Origin of the sequence: Bacteroides sp. ET336 (genome assembly GCF_024733815.1) — a bacterium.
GTDB classification, from domain to species: Bacteria; Bacteroidota; Bacteroidia; order Bacteroidales; family Bacteroidaceae; genus Phocaeicola; species Phocaeicola cellulolyticus.
This window is the reverse complement of the sequence record NZ_JANRHK010000002.1, coordinates 45272-61049: the sequence shown is the minus strand read 5'-3', so window position 1 is coordinate 61049 and position 15778 is coordinate 45272. Positions and strand designations below refer to the sequence as shown.

General features: G+C 40.1%; 12 protein-coding genes, 2 tRNA genes and 1 other RNA gene. 9 read left to right on the top strand and 6 right to left on the bottom strand.

From position 1 onward, the window contains the following. Window positions 1-7: 7 nt before the first annotated feature. Window positions 8-403, top strand: a transfer-messenger RNA (tmRNA) gene (gene ssrA, locus NW213_RS03105). Between the two features lie 269 nt (window positions 404-672). Here the strand turns inward: ssrA and NW213_RS03100 are convergent. Together NW213_RS03100 and NW213_RS03095 are read right to left on the bottom strand one after the other, a co-directional pair. Then, window positions 673-2130, bottom strand: a complete 1458-nt coding sequence (locus NW213_RS03100; RefSeq protein WP_154043154.1) for an aminoacyl-histidine dipeptidase — start codon at window positions 2128-2130, stop codon at window positions 673-675. A 16-nt stretch (window positions 2131-2146) separates the two neighbouring features. Then, window positions 2147-3160: a lysylphosphatidylglycerol synthase transmembrane domain-containing protein gene (locus tag NW213_RS03095; RefSeq protein ID WP_154043153.1), complete on the bottom strand. Its 1014-nt coding sequence runs from the start codon at window positions 3158-3160 to the stop codon at window positions 2147-2149. 104 nt (window positions 3161-3264) lie between these two features. On the opposite strand from NW213_RS03095, the gene rsmA reads away from it, so the two are divergent. The 3 genes from rsmA to NW213_RS03080 all read left to right on the top strand — a co-directional run bounded on the left by rsmA (window position 3265) and on the right by NW213_RS03080 (window position 7422). Next, a complete protein-coding gene (gene rsmA / locus NW213_RS03090) occupies window positions 3265-4077 on the top strand; it encodes a 16S rRNA (adenine(1518)-N(6)/adenine(1519)-N(6))-dimethyltransferase RsmA (protein WP_204390485.1) in 813 nt (270 codons plus the stop codon). A gap of 37 nt (window positions 4078-4114) precedes the next feature. Then, the gene (mgtE, locus tag NW213_RS03085; protein ID WP_235339027.1) at window positions 4115-5455 is read left to right on the top strand and encodes a magnesium transporter; all 1341 of its coding nucleotides are present in this window, start codon (window positions 4115-4117) and stop codon (window positions 5453-5455) included. Between the two features lie 167 nt (window positions 5456-5622). Further along, on the top strand, window positions 5623-7422 hold the full coding sequence (locus NW213_RS03080) for a DUF349 domain-containing protein (RefSeq protein ID WP_258321816.1): 1800 nt from the start codon (window positions 5623-5625) through the stop codon (window positions 7420-7422). Window positions 7423-7501: 79 nt separating this feature from the next. Here NW213_RS03080 and NW213_RS03075 read toward each other — a convergent pair. Both NW213_RS03075 and NW213_RS03070 read right to left on the bottom strand, forming a co-directional pair. Continuing rightward, window positions 7502-7572, bottom strand: a tRNA-Gln gene (locus NW213_RS03075). 30 nt (window positions 7573-7602) lie between these two features. Then, window positions 7603-7673 (bottom strand) — tRNA-Gln (locus NW213_RS03070). A 264-nt stretch (window positions 7674-7937) separates the two neighbouring features. Here NW213_RS03070 and rsfS point away from each other — a divergent pair. From rsfS to NW213_RS03045, 5 genes are all read left to right on the top strand, one after another. Beyond that, window positions 7938-8297, top strand: coding sequence for a ribosome silencing factor (gene rsfS, locus NW213_RS03065; protein WP_154043149.1), 360 nt, complete (start codon window positions 7938-7940; stop codon window positions 8295-8297). A 64-nt stretch (window positions 8298-8361) separates the two neighbouring features. After that, the gene (gene ftsH, locus NW213_RS03060) at window positions 8362-10329 is read left to right on the top strand and encodes an ATP-dependent zinc metalloprotease FtsH (RefSeq protein ID WP_154043148.1); all 1968 of its coding nucleotides are present in this window, start codon (window positions 8362-8364) and stop codon (window positions 10327-10329) included. A 61-nt stretch (window positions 10330-10390) separates the two neighbouring features. Continuing rightward, window positions 10391-11230: a phosphatidate cytidylyltransferase gene (locus tag NW213_RS03055; protein WP_154043147.1), complete on the top strand. Its 840-nt coding sequence runs from the start codon at window positions 10391-10393 to the stop codon at window positions 11228-11230. 82 nt (window positions 11231-11312) lie between these two features. Continuing rightward, on the top strand, window positions 11313-12320 hold the full coding sequence (locus tag NW213_RS03050) for a M28 family peptidase (protein WP_235339025.1): 1008 nt from the start codon (window positions 11313-11315) through the stop codon (window positions 12318-12320). 18 nt (window positions 12321-12338) lie between these two features. Next, complete coding sequence (locus tag NW213_RS03045; protein WP_204390482.1) at window positions 12339-12764, top strand: SufE family protein; 426 nt, start codon at window positions 12339-12341, stop codon at window positions 12762-12764. An 83-nt stretch (window positions 12765-12847) separates the two neighbouring features. On the opposite strand, the gene uxaC is transcribed toward NW213_RS03045, so the two are convergent. Further along, window positions 12848-14254, bottom strand: coding sequence for a glucuronate isomerase (uxaC, locus tag NW213_RS03040; RefSeq protein ID WP_204390481.1), 1407 nt, complete (start codon window positions 14252-14254; stop codon window positions 12848-12850). A 12-nt stretch (window positions 14255-14266) separates the two neighbouring features. After that, window positions 14267-15742, bottom strand: a complete 1476-nt coding sequence (locus tag NW213_RS03035) for an MFS transporter (protein WP_258321815.1) — start codon at window positions 15740-15742, stop codon at window positions 14267-14269. Window positions 15743-15778 lie beyond the last annotated feature (36 nt).

The window sequence follows — 15778 nt, the reverse complement described above, 5'->3', positions numbered from 1 at the left end:
AACGTCTGGGGTTGTTTGGTTTTGACAGCGAGAGATGTGGTATGTAAGCATGCAGTGCGTCAGTGATTTGCACTATAATCTCAGTTACTGAACAATTATCTGGCAACGAAAACTATGCTCTCGCTGCTTAATCGAAGTACAGTAGATTAACTTTATTTCTGTCACAGTGATAGAAACGAGACATCGCTCAAAAGCTCTTGTTCCGAAGCGTTTGATATAGCGGTGCAGCAAAATCGGGAATAGCTTGAGTCTAGTCCTGCGGCTCCGGTGAAATTTAAGGACTAAGGTATAAGTGGGTGGCTCTGGTCTTGCTTATGCACGAAAACCGAAGGCAGAGATAAGCATGTAGAAAGCATATGGCTTCCTTGTTTGGACGAGGGTTCGACTCCCTCCAGCTCCACATAAGTAATTATCAAGTAATCACCCTGCATCTACTTTTTTTAAAAGTAAATGTAGGGTAATTTTTTATCATCAAAAATCTCAAGAAAAGGCTTTAAAAAAGCGTGCGCACATTTAAGGCAAAACGTGCGCACGTTTTAGTTAGAATGTGCGCATGCTTCAACTCGAATGTGCGCACGTTTTATTTTACATTTTTTAAGCCATAAAAAATGCCAGCCAATTCATCATTTACTGACAATGAATTGGCTGGCTGTTTTTATTTGAAAACCTTGCTTACTTTACAGGAGTATTTTCCAAAGTAGCAGTAAGGAAATCATAGAATTTCTTTACTGAAGATATGTGGCAACGTTCTTCCGGAGTGTGAGGACACTGCAATGTAGGTCCAAATGAAATCATATCCAAACCTGGCATTACGGCACCAATAATACCACATTCCAGTCCGGCATGTATAACCTTCACTTCAGGCTCTTCTCCAAATTGCGCCTTATATGAAGCCTTCATAGCATGGAGTATAGGCGAATTTACATTAGGTTCCCAACCTGAATAACCTCCTGAACGGACTACATGCATACCAGCCATTGAGAAGCAGCTTTCAATAGCAGTATTACGGTAATCCTTCATTGATTCGCGCGAACTGCGGGTAAGAACTTTTATAGCAGCTTTACCTCCACCAATCTCCACTATAGCAAGATTTGACGAAGTTTCTACTGTATCAGGTATAGTAGGAATAAAGCGTTCCACTCCATTAGGGCAGGCAAATATTGCATCGACCAGATTATCTCTTATCTCGTCAGGAACCATCATCTTAGGCAGTTCCACACGTTCAGCAGTGAAAGTTATACCATCTTCAATAGTAGCAAACTCATCACGCCATACCTGTTCGCATTCGCCAACAAAAGCCAATACGTCTTCTACCTCTGTTTCAGGAACTGTTATAACTACTTCACATTCGCGAGGAATTGCATTTCGCATGTTTCCGCCTTCCCATGATACGAGGCATGCCTCATCGTATGTGATAACCTGATTGAGGAAACGTGCCATGAGTTTATTGGCATTGGCATGTCCCCATCCTATCTGAATACCGGAATGACCTCCGCGTAGGCCTTTCAAAGTGACTTTTAATGCCACATCTTCAGGGTCGGTTTCTTCTTCTTTATATTCCAATGTTGCCGTAAGATCTTCGCCACCTGCACAACCGATATAAAGTTCTCCTTCATCTTCTGAGTCGAGATTGAGCAATATATCTCCTTCTATTGTACCAGGCTTCAGACCGAAGGCTCCATACATACCTGTTTCTTCGTCGGCTGTGATAAGAGCTACCAACGGACCGTGTTTCAACGATTTATCTTCCATTACAGCCATAATAGCTGCAACACCCATGCCATTATCCGAGCCTAATGTAGTACCTTTAGCTTTTACCCATCCGCCATCAATAAAAGTCTGGATTGGATCTTTTTCAAAATCATGAACTGTTTCCTTATTCTTCTGAGGAACCATATCCATGTGTGCCTGAAGAATTACAGTCTTACGGTTCTCCATTCCCGGAGTAGCCGGTTTGCGATAAATGATATTTCCTGCCTCATCCTGGAATGTTTCAACATCAGCCTTCTTTCCAAAATCAAGTAAGAAAGCCTGAATCTTTTCCAGATGTCCTGACGGACGAGGAATTTGTGTAATTGAATGAAAATGTTTCCACACATTCTGTGGAGCTAAAGAAAGAATTTCGCTCATAGAGTTTGTTTTTTGATTATGAGTTTATGGGTTTATTTTGTTTATTCGTAAGCGGCAATGCCACTAATCCATATATACCTAACAAAATTAGTAAAAAAGTTTGAATTCCATGCACTAAAAGTGCAAATATTCCAGCATCATCTTTGCTTACGCCGTACATCATCATCATTGTTATTACTGCAAAGTGCCAAGGTCCTGCCCCGTTGGGAGTAGGAACAACCACGGCTATACTGCCCACAACAAACATTACCAGCCCGGGCATCAGTCCAAGATCAGACGAAAAGTCAAAACTGAAAAATGCCACATAAAACTGAAGGAAATAGCATATCCATATACCTAACGTATATGCTACAAACAAAGCAATGTTATCAACATGACGCAAAGACTGGCAGCCGAGCCATATGTCATTCAAGATTCCTTTTACTTTTGCAAAAACAGAAATTCGCTTGAACAGAAAATACAATAATATCAGAAATGCAAATATACAGGCAAGAGTTATATAAAAATTGGTCGATGTAAAAAGATGAAATATAAACGAGGTGTCAGTACCTGTTTCCTTCATAAAACGGGCAAATATTCCGGACTGCAACAACAGGGTTACAAATGTTATTATCAATACACACAAAGAATCTATAATACGTTCGGTAACCACAGTTCCTAAGGATTTAGAGAACGAAACGCCTTCATACTTAGCCAGAATTCCACATCTGGACACTTCACCTATTCTTGGTATTACAAGGTTTGCCGCATATGAGACAAATATAGCATATACGCTGTTGGCCGGTTTTGGATACTCACCCAACGGAGCCAATGACAGGTTCCATCTCCAGCCACGAAACAAATGCCCAAAAACTCCAAACACAAGCGAGAAGAGCATCCACCAGTAATTAACCTCAGAATTAAGCACGGACCACACCCTCTTAAAATCAAAGCCTTTATATGTCCATACCAGAATAGCTGCTCCAAGAATTACAGGCAAAAAAACTTGCCACAACTTATTTAATAGTTTTTTTGAATCACTTCGTTCCAAAATCTGAAATTATTTAGATATTATTATGTAACTTTGCACAATGCAAATATACACAGCTTAACTGAATAAATATCACATTATCACAAAGAAATATTTGAATACGGATGAAATTAGTCAAACCAAAGAAATTTTTAGGACAGCACTTTCTCAAGGACTTGCAAGTGGCCAAAGACATAGCAGACACAATTGATGCCTGTCCGGATATCCCCGTACTAGAAGTCGGACCGGGAATGGGAGTCCTGACACAATATTTGATACCTAAAAACAGACCTTTAAAAGTTGTTGAGCTGGATTTTGAATCAGTAGCTTATCTTAAAGAGAACTTTGGTGAATTGGGTGAGAATATTATAGAAAAGGATTTCCTGAAAATGGATCTCACAAGCCTGTTCGACGGCAAGCCTTTTGTCCTTACAGGCAATTACCCGTATAACATTTCAAGCCAGATATTCTTCAAGATGCTTGACAACAAGGAACTTATCCCATGCTGTACAGGAATGATTCAAAAGGAAGTGGCAGAACGAATTGCCGCCAAGCCCGGCAACAAGACATACGGCATCCTTAGTGTAATGATCCAGGCATGGTATGATGTGGAATATCTATTCACCGTACATGAACACGTTTTCAATCCACCACCAAAAGTCAAGAGCGCAGTAATCAGAATGAAAAGGAATGATACGAAAGATTTGGGGTGCAACGAAAAACTGTTCAAGCAAATTGTAAAGACCACATTCAATCAGAGAAGAAAGACATTACGCAATTCAATTTCGCCGATATTGGCAAAAGACAATCCTTTAAGCGCCGAGCCTATATTCAACAAGCGACCGGAACAGTTGTCTGTCAATGAATTTATCGAACTGACCAATAAGGTGGAAAAGGCTTTGGACAGCAATACAGCATCTGTCAATCTAGAGTTATAAGAGTTTTTATACACGTAACCACTAAAAGCTAACCAGGATGAACAGCGAAGAAATCAAAAAAATAACGGAATTAATAGAGAATAAGGAGCCTGACAAAGTAAAGGAGCTTCTTAATGATTTACATCCTGCCGACATAGCAGAACTATGCAATGAACTTAATGCTGAAAATGCAAGGTTTATATACTTGCTGCTAGATAATGAAACAGCCGCGGACGTACTCGTCGAAATGGACGAAGATGCCCGTAAAGAGTTTCTTGACATACTGCCATCGGAAACTATCGCTAAACGTTTTGTTGACTATATGGATTCGGACGATGCCGTTGACATCATCCGAGAGATGGACGAGGACAAACAGGAAGAGGTCCTTTCACATATAGAAGACATTGAACAGGCCGGAGACATCGTTGACCTTCTGAAATACGACGAAGATACCGCCGGAGGTTTGATGGGTACGGAAATGGTTACCGTAAAAGAAAACTGGAGTATGCCCGAATGTCTGAGGGAAATGCGAATTCAGGCTGAGGACATGGACGAAATCTATTATGTATATGTAGTAGATGACGACGAACGTCTGAGAGGTGTATTCCCACTAAAGAAAATGATAACAAGTCCATCTGTATCAAAAGTCAAACATGTAATGAAAAAAGACCCAGTTTCAGTACATGTGGATACTCCTATAGAAGAAGTGGTACAGATAATTGAGAAATATGACCTTGTGGCAGTACCGGTAGTTGACAGTATCGGACGCCTTGTAGGACGTATCACCGTAGATGATGTGATGGATGAGGTACGTGAACAGGCTGAACGTGATTACCAGTTGGCATCAGGTCTTTCTCAGGATGTAGAATCAGACGACAACGTTTTCAGACAGACCACGGCACGTCTGCCATGGCTTCTTATCGGTATGCTGGGAGGTATCGGCAACTCAATGATATTAGGTAACTTCGACTCTACATTTGCCGCCCATCCTGAAATGGCCCTATACATCCCATTGATAGGTGGAACAGGAGGAAACGTCGGAACACAGTCATCGGCGCTTGTTGTACAGGGGTTGGCAAACAGTTCACTGGATTCTGCAAATACCTTCAAACAAGTAGCAAAAGAAGCGGTAGTCGCCCTTATTAATGCCTCAATCATATCATTACTGGTTTATATATATAATTTCATTCGTTTTGGAGCAACAGCCACAGTAAGCTATTCTGTATCAATCAGTTTATTTGCCGTTGTAATGTTCGCTTCCATTTTCGGCACATTAGTGCCTATGACACTAGAAAAACTAAAGATAGACCCTGCAATCGCAACCGGTCCCTTCATCTCCATCACAAACGACATCATCGGTATGATGCTATATATGGGAATAACAGTGTTGCTGTCATAATTTGCAGAACTTGATTAAACGAAAAAACAAAAAAAATTAAAGATTATAATACATTTTTACCCTATTTGGTAAAATAACCAAGACAATATTATGTTTTTTAAATATTATTTCTTTAATTTGTAATTATAACGTTTTTAAAAGAAACATTCTTAAATATCTATATACGCATGGAAGTTAATGAAACAAACCGCCCACTAACCGAAATTCAGGAAAATGAGACTGAAAATTTGGTTCCTACTGTTGATCAAACAACAGATAACGTTAAGTATGAACCTAAACAGACTAAAGAAGAGGTTATACAACGTTTAAAAGAGATAAACAACAATGCTTGTGAAGCTGAAAAACAGGAAATAGACTTCCTTAAACAGACATTTTACAAACTACACAAAGCTGAACAGGAAGCTAACCGCAAAACATTTATCGAATCGGGCGGCGATGCAAACTCTTTTGTTCCTACCACAGATCCTCTGGAAGCAGAACTTAAATCCGTATTGGCAGAAATAAAAGAGAAAAGAAATTCCATGATAGCTGCAATAGAAAAAGAAAAAGAGGAGAACCTGCAAAAGAAAATGGAAATTCTGGAAAAGATGAAAAATCTTACAGAACTGTCAGAAGATGCAGGGAAGAACTACAATGAATTCAAAAATCTGCAGCAGGAATGGAATGAAATAAAGCTCATTCCGGCAAATAAGATCAACGAAATCTGGAGGACTTACCAATTATATACAGAAAAATTCTACGACATGCTCAAACTGAACAATGAATTCAGAGAGTATGACTTCAAGAAAAATCTGGAACAAAAGACACGTATCTGCGAAGCTGCCGAAAAGCTTGCCGACGAACCTGACGTAATTTCAGCATTCCATCAGTTGCAAAAGCTTCATCAGGAATTCAGGGAAATCGGTCCTGTGGCAAAAGAAATGCGTGAAAGCATCTGGGCAAGATTTAAAGCTGCTTCTACAAACGTAAACAAGAGACACCAGAAACATTTTGAGGATTTAAAAGAGCAGGAGCAAAACAACCTTGACCAGAAAACTGTGATTTGCGAAATAGCAGAAGCCATGGAATATGACAAATTCACAACTTTCACAGACTGGGAAGACAAGACACAGGAAATACTGGCACTGCAGGCCAAGTGGAAAACAATAGGATATGCTCCACAAAAAATGAATCTGAAAATCTTCGAAAGATTCCGTGCTGCATGCGACGAATTTTTCAGACGTAAGGCAGAATTCTTTAAAACAGCCAAAGAAAACATGTCTGTAAACCTGGAAAAGAAAAAAGAGCTATGCGAAAAAGCAGAAGCATTGAAAGACAGTACAGCATGGAAAGAGACTGCCGAGATTTTGACCAAACTGCAAAAAGAATGGAAGACAATAGGTCCTGTACCTAAAAAGTATTCAGATTCTATATGGAAAAGATTTATCGGCGCTTGCGATTATTTCTTCGAACAGAAATCAAAAGCAACTTCATCACAACGTTCAGAAGAGCTGGAAAATCTGAACAAGAAAGAGGAATTGCTTAAAAAAATTGAAGAACTGGAAAAGACCGAGACATACGATGAAACCATAGCAGATAAGATCAAATCACTGATTTCCGAATGGAACAGCATAGGTTTCGTACCTTTTAAGGACAAGGACAGATTATACAAAGAGTTCCATAACCTTGTAAACAAGATATTTGACAAGGCAAATCTTTCTGCCACAGAGAAAAAGCTGAACAGCTATAAATCAGGATTAAGCAAAGAGAACAATCTTTATAAGGAAAGAGAAAAGCTCGTTAGAATATACGAAAGAATAAAGAACGAAATCAAAACATACGAAAACAATTTAGGTTTCTTAAATTCGTCATCTAAAAAAGGCAATTCATTGGTAAACGACATTGCCAGAAAAATAGAGAAGCTGAAAAATGATTTACTGTTGACTCAGAAAAAGATTGAAGCTATCGACGAAGCTATAAACAAATAAATTATAATAGCGAGCTTAGCTCGCTATTATATTAATGTACAAAAACAAAAAAAGAGCAGTAAAAACTGCTCTTTTTTTGTTGGGTTACTAGGATTCGAACCTAGAAAAACAGGACCAGAATCTGTTGTGTTACCATTACACCATAACCCAATTTCTGATAATTTAAATTGTCTTACAAAGTTGGGCTACTAGGATTCGAACCTAGAAAAACAGGACCAGAATCTGTTGTGTTACCATTACACCATAGCCCAAAATTGTTGTCAGCAAGTCATTTTTTGTTTGACGCTGCAAAGGTACAACTTTTTCATTAGTTTCAAACATTTTTGTCCTTTTTTTTTCAAAAAAAATATGAATAAGGGCGTTTTTTCGCCTTGTCATGACGGACAAACTCAAAATTCACTCTAAAAAATACAAAATCTAAAAGAAAAATTCATCTATATTTCGTGGAATACAGAAAAGCAAGTATATTTGCCATATATTATGTATATTAACTTAAAAGTTTGTATTTTAGAATAATGAACGAAGAAAAAAAATTACTAGAAAAAATCATAGAAGGTATTCAGGAAAAAAAAGGTAAAAACATCGTAATAGCAGATCTTTCTGACATAGAAGATACTATATGCAATTATTTCGTAATATGTAATGGAAATTCACCAAGTCAAGTACTGGCTATTACAGAATCAATAAAGGATTACGTCAGAAACGAAATAAGCATCAAACCATTTGCAATCGACGGAACTAAAAATGCACAATGGGTAGCAATGGACTACAACGACGTAATAGCACACATATTCTTACCGGAACAAAGAGATTTCTATAATCTGGAACATTTATGGGCTGATGCAAAATTAACCCGCATACCGGATATAGACTAATATCACATAATCAATTCACTAAAAAGGAAACATGAACAATAATTCAAATAAGCAAAAAATAAATATGCCCAGACCAAATTTAAGTTGGTTATATATAATAATAGCTATGACCATAGCTTTCTTATATATCACCAGCGATGAAGGAAGTATGAGTAAGGAAATTACTTATACAGAATTCAAGGAAATGGTCAAGAAGGGATATGCGGACAAGATTATTGCATACGACAATAATTCTGTAGAGATGTACATCAAACCTGAAAATATAGTAGATGTATTCAAAAAAGACGCTCCTAAAGTTGGTAAAAGTCCATCTGTAAAAATACAGGTAGGTTCAATGGAATCATTGGACAAATTCCTCGATGAAGAACAGAAAAACGGGAACTTTACAGGTTCAATAAGATACGAAAAAGAGAATGACTACTTTGGCGTTATCTTCTGGAATCTTTTGCCTATAATTTTCTTTATCGGATTATGGATATTCATAATGCGTAGAATGGGTGGTGCAGGCAATGCCGGTGGTGCAGGCAATGTATTCAATGTAGGCAAAAGTAAGGCACAACTGTTCGAGAAAGGAGCCAACAGAGTGACATTCAAGGATGTTGCAGGTCAGACAGCCGCAAAACAGGAAGTACAGGAAATTGTAGAATTCCTGAAACAGCCACAGAAATATACAGAGCTAGGTGGTAAGATTCCAAAGGGAGCACTTCTTGTAGGCCCTCCGGGAACAGGTAAAACACTTTTGGCAAAAGCCGTAGCAGGCGAAGCTGACGTACCATTCTTCTCTATGTCCGGTTCCGATTTCGTGGAAATGTTTGTCGGTGTCGGTGCATCAAGAGTACGTGATTTGTTCCGTCAGGCCAAGGAAAAAGCTCCATGTATAATATTCATTGACGAAATAGACGCCGTAGGTCGTGCCAGAGGAAAAAATCCTAACATGGGAGGTAACGATGAAAGAGAAAATACTCTTAACCAGCTTCTTACCGAAATGGACGGTTTCGGAACAAACAGTGGCGTAATCATTCTTGCAGCTACAAACCGCGCCGATATATTGGACAAAGCTTTGTTGAGAGCCGGACGTTTCGACAGACAGATACATGTAGATTTACCTGACCTGAACGAAAGAAAAGAGGTATTCGGTGTACACATCCGCCCTCTTAAACTTGATGATACTGTAGATATAGATTTGCTGGCAAGACAGACACCGGGATTTAGTGGAGCCGACATTGCCAACGTATGTAATGAAGCCGCACTTATCGCTGCAAGACATAACAAGACTTCGGTAAGTAAAGATGATTTCATGGCTGCAATTGACAGAATAGTCGGAGGATTGGAAAAGAAGACAAAAGTCATGACAGCTGCCGAGAAAAGATCTATAGCCTTGCACGAAGCAGGACACGCCACTATATCATGGTTCCTTGAATATGCCAATCCATTGATTAAAGTAACCATAGTACCGAGAGGAAGAGCTTTAGGTGCAGCATGGTACCTGCCTGAAGAAAGACAGATAACTACAAAGGAACAGATGTTGGACGAGATGTGTGCTACTTTGGGCGGACGTGCGGCTGAAGAATTGTTTATCAAACAAATCTCTACAGGTGCAATGAACGATTTGGAAAGAGTGACCAAACAGGCATATGGCATGATTGCATACGCCGGTATGAGTGACAAGCTTCCAAACTTGTGCTATTACAACAATGATGAATACAGTTTCAATAAGCCATACAGCGAACATACAGCCGAACTCATAGACAGTGAAGTGAAGCAGATGATTGCCGAGCAATATGACCGTGCCAAAAGAATTCTTACGGAACATAAAGAAGGTCATAACCGTCTTGCCGAATTACTTATAGAAAAAGAAGTGATTTTTGCGGAAGACGTTGAAGCTATATTCGGCAAACGCCCGTGGGCATCACGTTCAGAAGAGATAATGGCCGAAAGTGAAAACAATGAAACCAAGAGTATTGAAAGCAAGAATGAAGAAACAAAAGAATTGCCTTCAAGCACTGAAAGTGATACTCAAAACGGTGAATAACTATTTATAAGTATAAATTCAATAGAAAAGTATTTAAGGAAATAATAATATTCCCAAAGCCATGAAAGGTAATTTTATAACAAGAGCATTAACAGGCGCTATCTTTGTAGCCGTATTAGTGGGATGCATATTAGGCGGTCCTATCACTTTTTCTGTGTTATTTGCTTTAATATGTGCTTTTACTGTAAATGAATTTGGGAATATTATAAAGCAGAGCGGGTTTGCAGAAATAAACAAACCTATATCCATATTGGCATCCGTTTTTCTATTCTTCGGATTTGCGTACCTTGGCACATCGCCGGGAAGCAATGAAATTCTTATCCCATACATGTTCCTGATTATGTATATATTAATCAGCGAATTGTACTATAAGAAAGAAAATCCGGTGAACAATATGGCATATGCACTGATGTCGCAAATGTATATCGCCCTGCCATTTGCCTTACTGAATGTATTGGCTTTCCAGTCTCAAAACGAAACGGCAAGTTCTGTTTACAATCCTATATTCCCTCTCTCAATATTCATCTTCACATGGGTAAACGATACGGGTGCATATTGCGCAGGAGTACTGTTCGGAAAACACAGGCTTTTCGAGCGCATATCGCCTAAGAAATCATGGGAAGGTTCATTCGGAGGATGTGTATTCAGCATTATAGCGGCTATTGTAATTTCCAGATACTTCCCTCTACTCTCGCTATCCCAATGGATTGGACTGGCGTTGACAGTTGTAGTATTCGGAACATGGGGTGATCTGGTTGAGTCTCTGATAAAACGCAAAATTGGCATCAAGGATTCCGGAAATATACTCCCCGGACACGGAGGTCTGTTAGACAGATTTGACAGTACACTGATGGCAGTTCCTGCCGCTGTCTTATATCTATATATCATATCCCTTTTATAATATGATACTCATAATCAACAATCATTAATTGACTTCACGGAGTTGATTGATGATTTTTTTATAACATATTAATCTTTTCAATATGAATATACTTGGTAAATTATTATCCGGTTCACTGATATTAATCTATGCCGCTTCCGTAACAGCATGTGGCAGCAGCAAGAAAAGCGACACATCTGTCAGCAAGGAAGAAACAACCGGCAATGTACAGGCTCCTGTATTTAATGCAGACAGCGCCTACAGCTACGTAAAGGCCCAGGTAGATTTCGGTCCACGTGTTCCCAACACAAAATCACATAAGGAATGCGGAGACTATCTGGCTTCAAAACTTGAAAGTTTCGGAGCAAAGGTATATAACCAGTATGCAGACCTGGTTGCTTATGACGGCACACTGCTCAAGGCACGCAATATCATAGGTGAATATAATCCTGAAGCCAAGAAAAGAGTAATCCTGTTTGCACACTGGGATTGCCGCCCGTATGCCGACTACGATGAAGAGAAATACCATCATACTGCCATAGACGGAGCCAACGACGGTGCCAGCGGTGTAGGTGTATTGCTTGAAATAGCCAGACAGATTCAAAAGCAGTCTCCCGCAATAGGTATCGACATTGCATTTTTCGATGCCGAAGATTATGGTATTCCGGAGTTCTATCAGGGAAACTATAAGGCAGACACATGGTGTCTGGGCTCGCAATACTGGGGAAGAATTCCTCATGTATCAAACTACAAGGCACGCTACGGAATACTTCTTGACATGGTAGGAGGTAAAAATGCAACTTTCTATTATGAGGGATATTCACAGCGTACAGCCAACAATGTAATGAAGAAAATCTGGAATGCGGCACACGAACTTGGCTACGGCAACACATTCATAAAAGAAAAAGGCGGAGAAATAACAGACGACCATATATATGTGAACCGTTTCAGACAAATCCCGTGTGTAGATATCATTCATTACGATACCAACAGCGATACAGGATTTAACCCTACATGGCATACCATAGATGATACGATGGAGAATATAGACCGTGCCACTCTACAGGCAGTAGGACAGACAGTTCTCCAGGTGATTTACAATGAGAAATAACATAAAAGCAAAATAACGATGAAAACAATAAACGAACTTCAGGACGAAGTAATAGAAGAATTCAGCGATTTCGATGATTGGATGGACAAGTACCAGCTTTTGATAGATCTTGGAAACGAACAGGAACCGCTTAATCCGGAATATAAGACAGACCAGAACCTTATTGACGGTTGCCAAAGCCGTGTATGGCTTCAGGCTGATATGGAAGACGGAAAGATAATATTCCAGGCAGAAAGTGACGCACTGATTGTAAAAGGTATCATTGCCCTCCTCATAAAAGTAGTGTCAGGACATACTCCTGACGAGATACTAGAATCCGATTTGTACTTCATTGAGAAGATCGGACTTAAAGAACATCTTTCCCCTACAAGAAGCAACGGACTTCTTGCAATGGTGAAACAGATGCGTATGTACGCACTGGCTTTCAAGGCCAAGAACGCTTGAGAACAACCACAACACAAAATAACAGCCGCCGCATTATCCGGGATTTCCGGTAATACGGCGGCTGTATTTTTTTCAATTATCTCTTAAAGATTAAGATAACTCTTGGCATTGCAATAGCAGATATCTTCTATCATACCTTTTATTCTTCCCATTTCCGATTCCGGAAGTATTCCGTTCACCACGTCATTACCAATCATATTACACAAGATTCTGCGGAAATATTCATGACGAGGATATGAAAGGAACGAACGGGAGTCAGTAAGCATACCTACAAAACGGCTCAACAAGCCCTGTTCAGACAAGGCATTCATCTGGCGGAGCATTCCTCCCATCTGGTCGTTGAACCACCAGCCTGAACCGAACTGCATCTTGCCCGGCACACTTCCGTCCTGATAGTTGGCTATCATTGCAGCCACCATATCATTCTCCGACGGATTGATATTATAGAGTATTGTCTTTGCCAGCTTACCTTCTGAGTTCAGACGGTCGAAAATCTTAACCATGGCCTCAGCACATCTGAAATCGCCGATAGTATCAAAGCCTGTATCAGGACCAAGCTTGGCCATCATTCTTGAATTTGTGTTACGCAACGGTCCGTAATGATACTGCTGTGTCCATCCAGCCTCTGCATTCATCTCGGAAAGGATAATCAACAGGGCTGTCTGATATTTTGTTTTTTCGTCCTTAGTCAGTTCATTACCGCCATATACCTTGTCGAATATCGCTGATATTTCAGCCATAGTATAATCAGCAGCAGGTATATCAGCAAGACCGTGGTCGGCAAGCTTACATCCGTGGTCGGCAAAATACTGATGACGCACTTTCAAAGCCTCAACCAAATCATCAAACTTGGAGATTGTCACGCCACTAGCCTGTGAAAGCTTTTCAAGATATGCCCTGTATTCGGCTGCTGTAGTAACGTTCATTGCCTTGTCAGGTCGCCAAGTAGGAAGAACCTTCACCTCGAAACCTGAATCTGCAATAGCCTTATGATACTCCAGCGTATCAATCGGATCGTCAGTTGTACAAACAGACTCTACGTTATATCTCTTCATCAGTCCGCGAGCCGAGTATTCAGGAGTAGCAAGCAGTTCATTACACTTGTCGTATATCCTTTTTGCCGATGCAGGATTCAGGGTTTCACCTATACCGAAAGCAGTCTTCAATTCAAGATGAGTCCAGTGATAAAGCGGATTGCGCAATGTATATGGAACTGTTTCTGCCCATTTCTCAAATTTCTCCCAATCGGAAGTTTCCTTACCTGTGATATACTTTTCATCTACCCCATTGGCACGCATCGCACGCCATTTGTAATGGTCGCCGCCAAGCCATATCTCGGTGATGGAACTGAATTTATAATCATCTGCAATCATCTTCGGATTAAGATGACAGTGATAATCTATGATAGGCATCTTTTCCGCATGTTCATGATACAGCATCTTTGCCACGTCACTCTGCAGAAGAAAATCTTCGTTTATAAAATCTTTCATATTAATCAATTATCAAATTTCAATTATCTTATATTTCGGAACAAGTATCTTTATCATTATCCAGCTGAACAGATAAGCTACTGAAGCAATAAGGAACACTATCATATAGCCGGCATGAATACCTTCGAATCCCATGAAAGCCATATTTGTTTCCTTTGAGTAAGTAAACAGGATACCTGAGCCCTGATTGAACAGCAAGCTGCCTATACCACCGGCCATACCACCGATACCTGTAACTGTTGCCACAGCCGATTTAGGGAACATATCGCTCACTACCGTATAAGTATTGGCACTCCAGCTCTGATGTGCTGCACCTATTATACCGATTATGATGATAGGGAACCAACAGGATATATTTCCGAGCGGCTGTGCAAAAAGTCCGAGCAATGGGAACAAAGAGAAGATAAGCATAGCGCGCATACGTCCTGCGAACGGATTCATACCAAGGCGTGTGATAAACACAGTAGGCAAATAACCGCCAATGATGGAAAGCATTGATATCAAATAAAGAGTAAAGATAAGCAACATACCCATAGTAGAGTCTGAACTGTATCCGTAAACGTCTTTCACATAAGCAGGTGCCCAGAAAAGGAAGAACCACCACACACCGTCAGGAAGACAACGTCCGAATATAACAGCCCAAGTCTGACGGAAAGTGAAACATTTCCACAAGCTGATACCCTTCTCCTTTTTCTCTTCTGTTACAGGCTTTGCAGTCTCAGAAGCTTCTGTCAGACGATCCTGCTCAATATATTCCAGCTCAGCCTTGTTTACCTTCTTCTGCTTTGACGGAGTTTCATACATTCTCACCCAAAATCCCATCCAGAAGAAACCTAAAGCACCGATTATAAGGAATGACATTTCCCAACCCATATAACGTGCTATGACAGGAATGGTGAAAGGTGCGAGCAAGGCACCAAGCTGTGCTCCGGCATTGAACACACTGGTTGCGAAAGCACGGTCTTTCTTAGGGAAATATTCGGCAGTCACCTTTATGGCGCAAGGGAAGTTACCAGACTCTCCTACTGCCAGTATGGAACGCGCAGCAAGGAAAAGCCATATACTTACGGTCGATACACTCCATATCACTGTACCTGCAGTTTCGGCAGCCTCGATAGCCTCACGCGCACCTTCGAAAGTGAAAGCCCATGTTCCTGTAGATATTCCGGCAGTAACTATTCCGCAGAAAGTGTGAAGACAGGCACCTACAGACCATATACCTATAGCCCATAAATAACCTTTCTTTGTTCCAATCTTATCTACAAATTTTCCAACGAAAAGCATACTGATAGAATACAGTATAGAGAAGAAACCGGCAATAGTTCCGTAATTCGCATCAGTCCAGTTAAATTCCGGAGCAATAAAGTCCTTCCATGTAAGAGAAAGAACCTGTCGGTCCATATAGTTTATCGTTGTGGCGATAAACAGCATAAGGCATATCGTCCAGCGATAATTTGTCATTTTCATTCTATTATCTTGTGAATTCATGGTATTATTCAATTAAGAATTAAAAATTAAGAATTA